This is a genomic window from Acinetobacter guerrae, from assembly GCF_009372255.1.
Lineage (GTDB): Bacteria > Pseudomonadota > Gammaproteobacteria > Pseudomonadales > Moraxellaceae > Acinetobacter > Acinetobacter guerrae.
The window spans coordinates 356,490-371,536 of record NZ_LXGN01000001.1 but is presented as its reverse complement, the minus strand read 5'-3'; the positions used below and the strand labels follow the sequence as shown (position 1 = coordinate 371,536).

Annotated in this window: 11 protein-coding genes; 2 read left to right on the top strand and 9 right to left on the bottom strand. The window is 38.5% G+C overall.

The window, feature by feature from the left end; all coding sequences use genetic code 11:
- Positions 1 to 52: 52 nt before the first annotated feature.
- The 4 genes from A7A69_RS01715 to A7A69_RS01700 form a co-directional block, all read right to left on the bottom strand.
- On the bottom strand, positions 53 to 2,539 hold the full coding sequence (locus A7A69_RS01715) for an acyl-CoA dehydrogenase (RefSeq protein ID WP_152876067.1): 2,487 nt from the start codon (positions 2,537 to 2,539) through the stop codon (positions 53 to 55).
- 575 nt (positions 2,540 to 3,114) lie between these two features.
- Complete coding sequence (trmB, locus tag A7A69_RS01710; RefSeq protein WP_151980608.1) at positions 3,115 to 3,831, bottom strand: tRNA (guanosine(46)-N7)-methyltransferase TrmB; 717 nt, start codon at positions 3,829 to 3,831, stop codon at positions 3,115 to 3,117.
- A gap of 98 nt (positions 3,832 to 3,929) precedes the next feature.
- Complete coding sequence (locus A7A69_RS01705; RefSeq protein ID WP_152876066.1) at positions 3,930 to 5,855, bottom strand: sensor histidine kinase; 1,926 nt, start codon at positions 5,853 to 5,855, stop codon at positions 3,930 to 3,932.
- Entirely contained in the window at positions 5,801 to 6,508 is a 708-nt protein-coding gene (locus tag A7A69_RS01700) for a response regulator (RefSeq protein ID WP_151980551.1), read from the bottom strand. The genes A7A69_RS01705 and A7A69_RS01700 overlap by 55 nt, the downstream gene beginning before the upstream one ends.
- Before the next feature lie 171 nt (positions 6,509 to 6,679).
- On the opposite strand from A7A69_RS01700, the gene A7A69_RS01695 reads away from it, so the two are divergent.
- Together A7A69_RS01695 and A7A69_RS01690 are read left to right on the top strand one after the other, a co-directional pair.
- A complete protein-coding gene (locus A7A69_RS01695; RefSeq protein WP_152876065.1) occupies positions 6,680 to 10,639 on the top strand; it encodes an ESPR-type extended signal peptide-containing protein in 3,960 nt (1,319 codons plus the stop codon).
- 491 nt (positions 10,640 to 11,130) lie between these two features.
- The gene (locus A7A69_RS01690) at positions 11,131 to 11,742 is read left to right on the top strand and encodes a glutathione binding-like protein (RefSeq protein ID WP_120369655.1); all 612 of its coding nucleotides are present in this window, start codon (positions 11,131 to 11,133) and stop codon (positions 11,740 to 11,742) included.
- A gap of 44 nt (positions 11,743 to 11,786) precedes the next feature.
- On the opposite strand, the gene A7A69_RS01685 is transcribed toward A7A69_RS01690, so the two are convergent.
- The 5 genes from A7A69_RS01685 to rpoH all read right to left on the bottom strand — a co-directional run bounded on the left by A7A69_RS01685 (position 11,787) and on the right by rpoH (position 14,922).
- Positions 11,787 to 12,470, bottom strand: a complete 684-nt coding sequence (locus A7A69_RS01685; protein ID WP_152876064.1) for a hypothetical protein — start codon at positions 12,468 to 12,470, stop codon at positions 11,787 to 11,789.
- A 98-nt stretch (positions 12,471 to 12,568) separates the two neighbouring features.
- Positions 12,569 to 13,354, bottom strand: a complete 786-nt coding sequence (locus tag A7A69_RS01680; protein ID WP_152876063.1) for a thiazole synthase — start codon at positions 13,352 to 13,354, stop codon at positions 12,569 to 12,571.
- A gap of 13 nt (positions 13,355 to 13,367) precedes the next feature.
- On the bottom strand, positions 13,368 to 13,565 hold the full coding sequence (thiS, locus tag A7A69_RS01675) for a sulfur carrier protein ThiS (protein WP_120370508.1): 198 nt from the start codon (positions 13,563 to 13,565) through the stop codon (positions 13,368 to 13,370).
- 11 nt (positions 13,566 to 13,576) lie between these two features.
- Complete coding sequence (locus tag A7A69_RS01670; RefSeq protein ID WP_152876062.1) at positions 13,577 to 13,942, bottom strand: DUF423 domain-containing protein; 366 nt, start codon at positions 13,940 to 13,942, stop codon at positions 13,577 to 13,579.
- Positions 13,943 to 14,055: 113 nt separating this feature from the next.
- Positions 14,056 to 14,922: an RNA polymerase sigma factor RpoH gene (gene rpoH / locus A7A69_RS01665; RefSeq protein ID WP_120370510.1), complete on the bottom strand. Its 867-nt coding sequence runs from the start codon at positions 14,920 to 14,922 to the stop codon at positions 14,056 to 14,058.
- Between the last annotated feature and the right edge of the window lie 125 nt (positions 14,923 to 15,047).

The window sequence follows — 15,047 nt, the reverse complement described above, 5'->3', positions numbered from 1 at the left end:
AAGCGTCTGTAGACGCTTTTATCACATTATGGGGGACGCTTAAAAGCCTCATTTAGTCCAAAGTTGCTTCACCTGTAATAGGCATATGTGGATTTTCGAGTTCAAGATCATGATTGAGTTCCATATCAAAGATATCGGTTAACATGCTATCAAAGCGTTTAGCATTATAAAGAATCAGACTTTGCGCTTCTGCTTCTGTAATAAAGCCTGTCGCAACGGCATCCGTGATATGTTCTTCAAAAGTTAGACCTTTAAACTGATCTTTAGATTCTGCTTTTTTGAATTTATGCCACAGAGGTTCAATTTGTAATAGCATTTGAAAGGCTGATTCCATCCGACCAGTCACATCATTTGCGTCTTGTGAATAGTACACATGCTTTTTCAGTTGAGCACGGAACGGGTTTTCTTGCATGATTAATTCTGCGACTTGCTGTTTAAGTTCGTCACTAGGTTTATTGATTGGTCGTCCGAGAGGGAAACAAACAAATTTAACCAGTGCCGCACCAAGTTTGATCGGGAAATTTTCAAACAAGCCGTAGAATGCTTCTTGCACATTATAAAGTGATTTTTCAAGGGCGAGTTTAGCATGTAACTGTTCTGCTTCAGATTTTGTGCCATTGGCATAAAATTTTAAGATAGACGTCGCAATAAATAGATAGGCATGAATATCAGCTAAACGCCCAGATAACATCTCTTTACGTTTGATATCACCTGCAAGTAGACCTAAAGACATATCTGCGGTTAACGCTAAATTAGCGCTTAAACGATTGATAATTTTATAGTAAGGCTGAGTAAAATCATCTGAAATCACAGGGGAGTCATTTGAACCACCCGTAAAACCGAAGGCAAATGAACGTGCTCCACGATTAAAGGTATAACCTAAGTGTTTAAATAAAATTTCATGAAACTGTTTTAGTGCGCTTGGTTTATCATCAGACTGCAATAATTGCAATTCTTCAAATAAATATGGATGACAGCGCATAGAACCCTGACCAAAAATCATTAATGATCGAGTCAGAATATTTGCACCTTCAACCGTGATCGCGACAGGAATCGCTTGATAAGAAAGTGCTAAAAAATTACGAGGTCCAAGCTGAATGGCCCGTCCTCCAACAACATCCATACCATGATTGACCACTTTGCGCATGGTTTCAGTGGCATAATATTTGGCCATAGCGGTCATGACAGCAGGGGTGCCGCCTTGATTCAATCCACAAGTGACCATATAGCGAAAGGATTCCAACATGTAGGCATCACTTGCGATGTCACTAGTAGCCTCCTGCACACCTTCAAACTTACCTACAGAAAGTTTGAACTGCTCGCGAACTTTAGCAAAGGCGCCGACAGTTAAATAAGACATTTCACCTGCTGCGGTAGAAAGTGCTGGTAAGGAAATACCACGCCCCACACCCAGACACTCCATCAACATACGCCAGCCTTTACCCGCATTTTTAGGGCCGCCAATAATATAATCAATAGGAATGAATACATCGCGTCCTTCAACCGTACCATTCATAAACGGTGAACCTGGATAGTGTCGCGGTCCGACTTCTACACCATCATGACTGGCAGGAATTAAAGCACAGGTAATACCATATTCTGTTTTGGATTTATCACCAAGCAATCCATCGGGATCATATAATTTAAAAGCTAAACCTACCACAGTGGCAATCGGTGCAAGGGTAATCCAACGTTTTGAAAAGTTCATACGTAAACCAAGAACTTCTTGCCCTTCAAACTCACCGTAGCAAACTACACCAGTATCTGGAATTGCACCTGCATCAGAACCTGCTTCTGGGCTAGTAAGACCAAAACAAGGGATTTCTGTACCCGCTGCCAGACCTGGTAAATAACGTTGCTTCTGTTCATCTGTTCCATAATGCATGAGTAATTCACCCGGCCCCAAAGAATTGGGAACCATACAACTCACGGCTGTGGTCAGTGAGCGCGAGGCAATTTTACTCATGATGCGGCTTTGTGCAAAAGAACTAAACTCTTTACCGCCGTATGATTTTGGAATAATTAAGCTTAAAAACCCTTTATCTTTAATAAATTGCCAGACGTGTTCAGGTAAGTCTTTAGTTTGATGGTGAATTTCCCATTCATCTAACATGCTACATAACTGTTCGGCTTCATTGTCAATAAAAGCCTGTTCTTCTTCGGATAACTGTGGAAATGGATAGGCATTAAAGGTTTCCCAGTTTGGGGCTCCCATAAATAGCTCTTTCTCCCACCAACTTGTACCAGCTTCAAGAGCTTCCTGTTCTGTAGTACTAATACTTGGCATCGAATTACCCAAACTATTAAATGCGGGTTTGGTAATTAAATTAAAACGTAATGGATCTATTAACAGAATGAGGCTCACAATAATAAGCGGAAGCCCTAATAATAATGACCAAGCTGTAAAAATAAAGGCTGAAACAATTGCCACAACAATGGTCACAATACTGCCCACAGTTCTGGACAGGCTAAAATAGAAAACAGCCCAAACGGTAAATAGCTGTACCAAAATAGCAACGATAAACAGGAAAAAAGTCATACTTACTCCTTGGGTAGTTGCATTTTAAATCAAATCAATGCGTTAAAAATAATGGAAAAAGATGTAACTTTTTACTTAAATCAATGACGTATCAAAGTCTTTATAAGAGAAATCTTTATAAAATGAATAGCTTAATTTCCCTATTTTACTGATCAAGCTAAAAAGTTATTTTTTGTTCTTCTTATAAATAGTGTATTTTTTCAACTTTTCGCATAACAGTTAGGTTATTGATTTGTCACAAAAGGTTATTGAAATAATTTAAAACGCTATTTTTCAAAATCAAATATAGATTTTGATCAATGTTCAACTCAATTTGGCATGTATATCTTATGTTCAGGCAAATCATTGTGCCCAGTTTCTTTTAATATAAGATTTAAATTTATTGAAAATTAAGTGGTCAATTTAATATGAGAAACACTTTTTTTTGAATCGAGATTCAACAGATCATAGATCTAGTACAAGCAATCACTGCACCAAAACAGAAATATAAAGATACGCTTGAGGTAGAATTTGTTTTTATTCTTTGTATATCAAGCACTTTTCAGAACAGCAAAAGTGCTTGATATAACGGTATTTTAATTTATTTTTTTGAAAATAAAGTCATTAATTTTATGACCTGATTCTAAACCGCGACGTTCAAACTTAGTTTGAGGTCGCCAATCTGGACGCGGGTAGCTATTGCCTTTACCTGCCAGATTTTCAAGATTTTCTCGTTGATCCAATATATCCAGCATCCACTCGGCATAAGGTTCCCAGTCGGTTGCGGCATGGAAAGTTCCACCAAGTTCAAGTTTTTGCTCAACCAATTGCATACGTTCGTGGATGACAAAACGGCGCTTGAAGTGACGTTTTTTTTGCCATGGATCTGGAAAATAAAGCTGAACACAATTAATACTGTTATCGGGCATTTCACGAAGTACTTGAATAGCATCTGCATCCAATACACGAAGGTTAGTCAGTTCTGCCATTCCAGCTTCATAGACACATTGTGCAATACCAGGCACATGAACTTCAATTCCGATAAAGTTGCGTTCAGGATTGGCCTTTGCCATAAGCACTAAAGACCGTCCCATTCCAAAACCGATTTCAACAGTTAAAGGACGCTCTGGATGTTCAAAATGCTGACGTAAATCACCGACAGGGTATTCCAAAATTAAATGCTGATATTGTTCCAGAGCAGTACGTTGTGACGTATTTAAAGGCGCGGAGCGGCGCATAAATGTCACAATTTCACGATGTTCTGGCAAATTATCCAGTTCAGTAATTTGCGTTTCTAACTGATCAGTCGACATAATTTTGGTATGACTCAAAAATCTGAATGCCGTATTTTAAAGGCTTAATAAATGAAGTCAAACCTAATCTGGCAATTGTGCCTATCATATTAAAACTTTTATAATTTGACTCGAATCAGGGTTTGTCCTGTTTTAGAATAAATTTCAAAATTTCCCCCAATACGATGAACCCTGATCTGCATACTTTGCAAGCCAACATGTAAGCCTTCTTGAACAGTAAGTGGATCAAAACCAATGCCATTATCTTCAATTTCAAGGATTAATTGTTGATCTTCCTGAGATAAACTGACTTTAACCAATGTTGCATGACTGTGTTTAATAATATTGGTCAATGCTTCTTCGGCGACACGTGCAAGCGTTAGGCATTGCAAGGCTGTTGGTTGTGTGAGCCAATGATTGGGCAATTGCCATTTTGATTCAATTTCAAGTTCTTCAAAAAGCTGTACAAACCTCCTACGAATTGAGGATGCCCAAACAATGGGTGATTCTGGAACTTTTGCGCCAATTGTAGAGCCACTGTCGATGACTTGGCGTAAATCATTACGTAAAAGTTTTAAAATTGATAAAAAATGTTGTTTATCAATATCATCACTTTTATCGACTAAAATCATGGAACGTACCAAAGAGCCGCCTAAGCCATCATGTAGTTCATGAGAAAGGCTGAGCCGTTCCTGCAAACGCATATTTTCGATTTCAAGTTGATGCTTTTTATCTAAAGAATTTTTTAAATCGGCGCTAACTCGCTCTACGCTTTGTGTCAATGTTTGATTAAATTCTTCAATATGATTAACGTTTTGTGCAATCCGCCAAGCCAATATCATAGAAATAGCTAATGCAGTTAATGGTGCTGCAAAAGGGGTAATATAAGTATGTTCAGTATTTTGAGTCAAAATCAGATAAACGTCATGGATATTGATCCCAATAAAACCAAGTAAAATTAGGGCAAGGAAACGGATATCTGCTTTAGGTGTTTTATAAGCAATCCATTGATAAAAAATACAGCAGGCTAAAAATACAATGGTTACAAACAAAAAGAGAAGAAAAAGAATAAGCCCTATGTACGAAGACGGTGCTATAAATAGTCCTACACCACCGATGAAGCCAGTTAGCCAAAGCAAATTTTCGATCTTTTTATATTTTTTCCCTGCAAAACGCCACGTGTAAATTGTAAAAGAAATCACATAACCCACTAGAAACAACATATTAATCTTAGCAAGTTGCAGCGTATATAAAAATGGATAAGTTTCGGTGGCTAAAATATTGCTAATAAAAAGTCCCCATAGCAAAGAAGCCAAAGCAAACCAACCAAAGGTTGAGTCTTTTCTACGCAGCAGCCACACTAGAAAAGCAATAGCACCAAGCGTTAGGGAAATAACTAAATTAATAAAATACAGCGTGCGATGTTCAAATACATATTTTGAATTTTGTTCAATAATCGCATGTGGAGTACCAATATAAACTTTGCCTAAACCAGGACTTTGTGTAGAGATGCCTACAACCCGAATCAAAAATTCGTTTTCACCTTGTTTAAGCTCTGAATTGGGTAAAACCCAATAGCGCGGCATATTCCAACTACGACTTAAAGGTTCGGTCAGATTTTTATCGCGCCAAATCAATTGTTTATTTAAATAAACTTCTCCTGCCATATTGATACTGTCAATATTTAAGGCAAGTGGTTCAGTCTGAGAAGTTTGACAGGCTTTTGACCATAAAATGCGATACCAAACTATACCAGAATAATTTTTCCAACGATTTTCCCAAAAATCAGGTAATTTTACCGTTTGCCAATTAGTAAGTTTATTTATATCGCTAATCTGGGTGTCTGGAGAGGTTTGAATAGATTGAATATTGATGATATTGACATGGCAGTTATGGTCTTTGGGGAGCAATACCAATTCATTCAATGATGAGGCATGAATTTGAGCAATACTGCCAACTAACATAAATAAGCAGCAAGAAAAAAAAGATTTTAATCGAGCAAACCAAGTGATCTTGCAGTATCGACTGCCTTGATGCGTGTACATACTGCAAGTTTCCGATAAATGTGCTTGATATGAGACTCAACCGTATAACGTGACAAATTGATCTGGCTGGCAATTTCTTTATTACTTAAACCTTGCGCAACCAGTAATAATATTTCATGTTCACGTTTGGAAAGTAAAGCGTCATCTATCTCATTTTCAATATTTTTTTTCTCAATGTGTTCATTAGATGAAGGAAGTTGTTTTAAGATTTGACGAGCGATAAAAGGGTCGATAGGCGCGCCACCACGTAAAATACTACGGATAGATAGGGCGACTTCAATATCATCACGTTCTTTAAGTACATAGCCCGTTGCACCTGCTATCAGTGCATTTAAAATCGCATCCTCCGTACTCCATGCCGAGATGACTAAAATCGCGATGGTTGGGTCATATATTTTTAGTTGTTTGATAAAATCTATACCGTTGCCATCAGGTAAGCCTAAATCAACCAACGCCAAAGATGCAGAATGTTGTTTCAGTTGTTCATGAGCTTGAGCTAAAGTTTGTGCAAAAATAAGATTTTCTGGTAAATAGCCAATACCTAATAATATTTCTTTTAGCCTTTTTTGAATGAGTGGTTCATCCTCAACCACAATGACGGGTACAGGTAAAACCAAGTCTGGATCCAGCATTACATTACTCAAAAGATTCATTTCTTCCCCTAATTTGCCAATATTTTTTTACTTTTTATATCCCTGAGATTGGGTATTTTCCAATAGACAACAAAAATATCACTAATTTCAGGGATATTGGAAAACTTGTGATCATGTTCAAATAATAAGTGCATAAATTTAAATCACAAAATAATCGGCGGGGATGGACATATGAACAAGATTTTTAAACTGATCTGGAATAAATCACTGGGGCAGATGGTGGTGGTTTCGGAAAATGCTAAAAGTGCAGGGAAAACCGATCATATCACTGGGGCAATGGCTAGTTCTGAGGTTTTAACTATAGATATAAGTAAACGTCGGATATTTGGTTTGCAAACTCTGGTTTTAAGTATTGCAACCATTATCGGTGCTAATGTTTGGGCAGGGAATATTGTTCAAGGTGTGAGTTGTCCTACTTCTGTTACTGCTGCTGACTTTATAGAAGATATAGATGGTCAGTTAGGGTTAACTTCTGCAGGCTCTATGTCTGCAATTGTTGGATTTTCAAACCCTGTTGATGGTGCTATAGCAATTGGGGGGGATTGTACAAATCTCACTCTGGCATTAGATCATGCTGTGGCAATTGGTGGTGCGGCGGCGGCGGTAAGCGGAGTGGCGATCGGAACAGATGCTGTTGCAAAAAGAATTGGTAATGTTGCTATTGGTAATCAAGCAAAAGCGAGTGGAATTAATAGTGTCGCCATTGGCGCAAATTCTATCGCGGATAGAAATAACAGTTTTTCGGTTGGAAGTACGACTACGCAACGTCAAATTATTAATGTTGCAACCCCAACTCAAGCAACAGATGCAGCTAATAAAGGCTATGTTGATACTGCAATTGCAGCCATTCCAACAGCAGTGGCAAGTGATAACTATGCCCGTAGTTCAACGGATACTGCTTTAGGTGCTGCATCCGGTACAGCTTATAATTCAGAAAGTAATGGGACGCAACTGACAAGTGTCGCGGGTATTACAGTTACCGCAACAACAAACAATATCGATGATATCACGTCAATTACATTACCTGATGGCAATTTTATAACAAATCCAACTCAAGTAGCTGCTTTTAAAAATGCTGCCAAAAAAGGCGCTAATATTGCAATTGGTGCTTATAGCTCCTCCATGGGATCCTCTAATATCGCTTCTGGTTTATTAAGTAATGCCATAGGGTCGTCTAACAAAGCTTCAGGAAAATATAGCAGTGCTATGGGCGACGGAAATACGGCAATAGGTGAGGCAAGTAATGCAATCGGACGATTTAATTTAACCGAAGCTAATGGAAGTAGTGCTTTAGGGTATTGGAATACTGCATCTGGTGAATCGAGTAATGCTGTGGGTAATTCAAACATTGCATCAGGCGAGTCTGCTAGCGCTGTAGGTGATTCCAACAGAGCGCAAGGAAAGCAAAGTAGCGCATTCGGCTCTGATAATACTACAAATGGTGAGGCGAGCAGTGCTATTGGTGATTATAATCGGGCAATGGCTAGTTTAAGTAGCGCCATTGGTTCTAATAATATTGCATTGGCTGATTCTAGTAGTGCGGTAGGTAGAAGTAACACAGCGTCAGGGGATTCTAGTAGCGCATTTGGTAATTCAAACACTGCATTAGGTAGCTCAAGCAATGCAATAGGATCAAGTAATACTGCAAACGGTATGTTCTCCAACGCAATTGGTAGTCAAAATACTGTAAATGGTGTGTTTAGTACTGGTATCGGTTTTAATAACAATGTTACTCAAGATGAAAGTGCTGGCTTAGGGATTAGCAATACTGTTTCTGGAAAAGGAAGTAATGCGGTTGGTACTTATAATAAAGCAAATGGCACAGGGAGCTTCGCCGCAGGTTCACAAAACTTGGCAAAAGGTAGTGGTTCAACCGTTGTGGGGGCAGCCAGTGGACAAAACTATAATGCAGAAGATGATGGGACAAAGCTCACTGCTATTAATGGCATTAAAGTCGAGGCAACAAATTTAACGACCGCATCTATTACCAAAATTGGTGATACATCTGTAAATTCACAACAAGTAGCAGATTTTGAAACCACGCTTCGCAATGGTGGTTCCGTGGCATTTGGTGATCGTAGTGCTGCGGTTGGTTCACATAATATTGCATTAGGTGTTCAAAGTAGTGCGGTGGGCTATGACAATCAGGCGCTAGGCGTAAATAGCACAAGTCTAGGTGTTTCAAACAAGTCAATAGGTGGTGTTTCCACTGCCGTAGGTTCAAATAATACGGCATCCGCTATTTATAGTAGTGTTTTCGGTAGTAGTAGTCAGGCTACAGCTTATGGTTCAACTGCGATAGGTCATGATTCCGTAGCCAATGAAGCGAATACTATTTCCGTTGGTCGTAGTGGTGCTGAAAAACGCATTACCAATGTTGCAACACCAACTCAAGCAACAGATGCTGCTAATAAAGGCTATGTAGATACTGGTTTGGCTACAAAAGCGTCACAGTCTGATTTAACTGATGGTCTAGCTTTAAAAACTGATAAAACTACATTTGATGCATTAAATAGCAAAGTTAATGATGCAACGACAGGTTTGGATACGAAGGCATCGACAAGTGCATTAACGACAGGTTTGTCTAATACATTAAATGATGCAAAAAGTTATGCAGATCAAAAGGATTTGGTTTTAGATGGCAAAATCACCACAAATACCAATAATATTTCAGCCTTACAAACAGGTTTGGGTAATATTTCGGCTAATGCTGTTGTTTATGACAATTCATCAAAAGAAACAATTACTTTGACGGGCCAGAGCGGAACAAAACTCACCAATCTACAAGCGGGTGATATCAGTTCAAGCAATTCTAAAGATGCAGTTACGGGTGGGCAGCTTTATACGACCAATCAAAATATCAGCACATTATCAACGCAGTTTAGTAGTAGCGCAAATCAATTAGCTTCTGTATTAGGTGGCGGAGCGGGATTCAATAATGGCGTATTTACATTACCGACCTTTACGATTCAGGGCACAAGTTATTCTAATATTGGTGCCACCTTTGGTGCTGTGAATAATGAATTAACCGCATTAAAAGGTTCTGTGAGCAACCTAAAAAATTATGTTGATCAGCAAGATGCTAAAACTTTATCCGATGCAAATACCTACACGGATACACAAAGCTCAGGCACACTGGCAAATGCAAAATCTTATATTGACCAACAAGATGCCAAAAATCTCAATGATGCAAAATCTTATACAGATCAACAAACCTCACAATCTTTAAATGACTCAAAAAGCTACACCGATCAACAAACCACAACTGCATTGAATGATGCCAAAACTTATACCGACCAACAAACCGCATCGACCTTAAATACGGCTAAATCCTATACTGATCAAAAAGTAGCAGATGCAGGACAATATATCAGTATTGGGGGAAATGGCGCTGGTGCAAGTACAAGTTCAAATGCAACTGGTAAAAACTCAACAGCAATAGGACCAAACACTGTGGTTACAGGGAATAACTCAACCGCTGTGGGTGTTGGTAATACTGTTTCTGGCAATGGATCAGGAGCCTTTGGAGATCCAAATACGATCAGTGGCAACGGCAGTTATGTTGTAGGCAATGACAATACAGTGAAAGGTGATAATACCTTTGTGTTAGGTAATAACGTCAATACAGATGCTAAAAATGCTGTAGTGTTGGGCAATAATTCAAGTTCAGATCGAGACAATACGGTATCTGTAGGCTCTGCGACCAATCAACGTCAAATTACTCATGTGGCAGCAGGTACGGCAGACACAGATGCCGTTAATGTTGCGCAAATGAATACATCAAGTTCAGAAACCCTTTCAAGCGCAAACAGCTATACAGATACTCGTTTTGCGGGTTTGGAGAGTACATTTAAGGACTATAGTCTGCAAACAGAACGCCGTTTTCAAGAGGTTGACAAACGTTTTGACCGTCAGGGCGCGATGAGTGCAGCCATGATGAATATGGCGACCAGTACGGCTGGATTGCGTGGGCAGAACCGCATTGGGGTTGGGGCTGGTCTGCAAGGTGCGGAACAAGCTGTTGCTGTAGGCTATCAACGTATGATTAATGAAAATACCAGTTTGAGTATCAGCGGAGCACTAAGTAAAGAGGAAAGTTCGGGTGGTGTCGGTGTAGGTTTTAGTTGGTAATACAAATTTTTAAATATGAAAAAAACCAGTCTACATTGACTGGTTTTTTATCACAAGATCAAAAAAAAATTCAAATCTCGTAAAAATCACCAATTTCAGGGATGTTCGTCATATATAAAACACTTTAAATTGAATCTAAGTTTTAGTTTTTAATTAGAACTTATCACTTTAAGTTTAAAGGGAGAAATGTCACTTTATAATAATGATAAAATTCTAATAACAGCGTTATTTTAGACCAGTCTATTACAGCAATATGACTGGTTTTCCTTTTTTTGTTCAAATAAATTATCTAAAGTTCATTTTTTCGTCATACACATTGGTAATTATAAAAGACAACGTTTTTCACTTGAAAAAGTTGCCATTTTACTCAATAGTCTAATGGTAAGTATTTTCAGATCGTTACGTTTTTTAAAAATTTTAAAGCGGGTAGAGCTTGAAAGTTCGAGTAAAGCGTTCTAAAACAGTGAAGAGAGCTATAACAAGGATTATCTATGAAGTTGTATTATTCACCTGGTGCATGTTCATTGGCTGCACATATTCTTTTGAACGAAATTAATGTCGATTTTGATCTTGAACGGGTTGATCTAAAAACACATAAAACTGAAAAAGGTGCGGATTATTATGAAATTAATCCTAAGGGTTATGTCCCTGCACTTGAAATTACACCAGGATTGGTTCTCACTGAAAACGTTGCAGTGCTTCCTTTTATTGCGCAGCATGATCCAGCTCAGAACTTGATTCCACCATCGGGTTTAGGTCGTGCCAAAGTTTTGGAATGGTTAGGGTACCTAAACTCAGAATTGCATGATGCCTATGCGGTATTCTTTGGTGGTGCTTTGGATGCTGAAGCAAAAGAAAAAGCCTATGCTGAAATTGATCGATTGTTGGCTTATATCGATAAAGCCATTGGTGAGTCAGATCATGAATATCTTGTAGATGATGGTTTTGGCCCTGCTGATGCTTATTTATTTGTGCTTACAAATTGGTCAAATGGCATTGAACATGATTTGACGCCATACACAAATATTGTTGCTCTTCGTAATAAGGTTGCTGAACGTCAATCTGTGAATATCGCAATGCGTGATGAAGGATTAATTCCTTAAATCTCACATGCATAAAAAAATGCCTCAAAAAATTGAGGCTTTTTTTATTTAAACTCTGGCGGTTCTTTAAAATTAATTTGCTCTAATTTTAAATTATAATGGTGTTTTAACGTTTGCCACTGAGTTTTTATGGGTTGCTCAGTCTTCTCAAATTCATTTTCACCTGTTATTTTTTTTAACTTTCCTGTCGAAAAGTTAATGCTCAATGTGCTTTCTTCACCAGAAGCACGATGAAAACTCATTTGATCAAAACCAATTAATTTAAAACCCAGATCTTGGTAACGAAAGCTAAAAGTATTGTTGGTGATATACCATGAACCACAGCTTAGCCAATAATTTAGATTTATTTTTAAAATACCTTTTGAAATTTTGATATTGCCTTCTTCTAATGGATCTGCAAGGCAAGTGGATTCTGCATCATTTTCACTTGGCAAATATGGGTTTGTGCTGATCAATTGATAACCATGAGTTGTTTTAAATAAAACCAGTAAAGTTCTGGGATTGGTATTAAGTTCAGGGCTTCCTAGTCCATCATTGGAAAGAATATTTTTTGGGTCATTTTTTTCAATCACAAAAACGATATCTTCTTTACCATCGCGGTTTAAATCACCTCGGACTGTTTCAATTATTTTCCAATGTTTAGGGATAAATTGTTGATATTGTGATGGATCAGGATCTGCAAATACAGTAGTTGTGAAACCCAAACAGCCTAAACAAAAAAATCTCATTATTGCGTTGAACATGTAAATTTACTCTTATTATTTATTCTTTAAAAGAAAAGGATCCCAAAGAATCCTTTAAAAATTTTCTTCATTAAAACATGGAATTATTTAAAGAAATAACCTGTTTCTGGAGAACTGGCATTTGCCATGCGTTTACGTGGCATACGTCCAGCCAGATAAGCTTCTCGACCAGATTCTACTGCTTTTTTCATGGCAGATGCCATAAGTACTGGATTTTGTGCCGCTGCAATTGCCGTATTCATAAGTACGCCGTCACAGCCCAATTCCATTGCAATTGCTGCATCACTTGCAGTTCCTACACCTGCATCGACCAAAACAGGTACTTTGGCATTTTCTTTAATAATCGAAATGGTATGCGGATTTAAAATTCCCAGACCTGAACCAATCAAACTTCCTAAAGGCATAATCGCAACACAGCCCATACTTTCAAGTTCTTGAGCGACAATAGGATCGTCCGAGGTATATACCATGATCTCGAAACCATCATCAATTAAGGTGCGGGCAGCTTTAAGCGTGGCAGTAATATTGGGATAAAGTGTTTTTTCATCACCTAAAACTTCAAGTTTAACCAGATTGTGGCCATCTAGAAGCTCACGTGCCAACATACAAGTACGAACCGCACTATCGGCGTCAAAACAGCCTGCGGTATTTGGTAAAATGGTATATTTTTCAGGTGGAATGACCGATAGTAAATTTGGTTGATCAGGATGCTGTCCAATATTTACACGGCGAATCGCAACCGTCACAATTTCTGCCCCACTTGCCCGAATAGCTAAGTCTGTTTCATTGAGATCTTTGTATTTGCCTGTGCCGACTAAAAGGCGTGATTGAAATGTACGTGAACCGATAATTAAAGGTGAATCTTGCATGGTTTACTCCATTTTAGCCGCCGCCAACAGCGTGAATAATTTCAATACGATCATGGTCTGAAAGGGGAGATTGTTCGAGTTTGCTTTTAGGAATGATTTGCTCATTTTGTTCAACGGCAAATCGTTTACCTTCAAGTGCTAATTCCTGAACAAGTTCTAATAAATTCTGACAAGCAGTTTGTTTAAGCTCGCCATTCAAATAAATCTGCATATTGTTTCCAGTTACTTTCCGTATTTTATGGCATTCCAAGCTAGAACGAACCAACCTAAAATCATAAATACCCCTCCTATTGGGGTAATCGCACCAAGACCACGTGGTAAACCCAAGGCCATGATATATAAAGAACCACAGAATAATAAAATACCGATCTGAATCAGAATAAAAGATGTTTTGATGGGAAAATGGTGGCTTACTTTAGACAAAATACCTAGTGCAAGTAGACCTAGTGCGTGGTAGAAGAAATATTGTGTTGCTGTTCCCCACCAGCCAATTTGTTCTGGTGTAGCAAAAGCTTTTAGGCCATGAGCACCAAAGGCCCCCAATATAACAGCCAAAGCAAGATTAACAGCTGCAATTGCGATCCACATAAGCCAAAACACTTAAAAAAAGACCCAAGCACCTTAGCATAAATCCAGTGAGCTAAAAATACTTAAGGCTCATAAAAAAGAGGCAAACGCCTCTTTTTAAAACATGGGAAATACTAACTTGCCGACATGGCAACTTTAATTTTTTCCATTGCATTTTTTTCAAGCTGGCGAATACGTTCAGCCGAAACATTGTATTCAGCAGCAAGTTCATGCAAGGTCGATTTATCATCGTCCAACCAACGACGCTGTAAAATATTCCGTGAACGATCATCAAGCTGGTTCATCGCTTGATATAATGCAGAGCTACTTTGTTCTTCATAGTCTTCATTTTCTACCAATCGAGCAGGATCATAACGGTTATCTTCCAGATATAATGCAGGTGCAACATGGGTAGAATCATCGTCATCATCACCTTGAGCTTCAAACGCAGCATCATAGGCAGTCAAACGACCTTCCATTTCCAGCACTTGTTCTGGCGTAACATTTAAATCACTTGCAATGGCTTTGGCTTCATCAAGTGTTAATTTTTTGCTCGACTTTTTTAGACTACGCAAATTAAAAAACAGTTTGCGTTGTGCTTTAGTCGTGGCAATTTTGACGATACGCCAGTTACGAATTACATATTCGTGAATTTCGGCTTTGATCCAGTGGACGGCAAAGGAAACTAACCGCACACCCATATTTGGATCAAACCGTTTCACTGCTTTCATTAGACCAAGATTACCTTCTTGAATCAGGTCACCTTGTGGCAAGCCATAGCCAGCATAACTTCTTGCAATATGCACAACAAAACGTAAATGCGACATGACGAGCATTTTTGCCGCATCCAGATCCTGATCATAATAATAACGCTCAGCCAGTTCTTTCTCTTGCTCAGCCGTCAAAATTGGAATTTGATTAACAGTGCTGATATAAGCACCGAGATTTACACCGGGCGCAGATAAGGACAGGGGCATCAATTGATTGCTGCTGTCACTCATGAGTTCTCCTTATAGGATGGTGGTATAACCAATAGTTTCATCTTAATGCGAAGCAAGTTCATAATTAAGGAAAATTGGGTAGAGAAATGTAAAATTTTATACATGAGTTGATTGGAATATCAAAG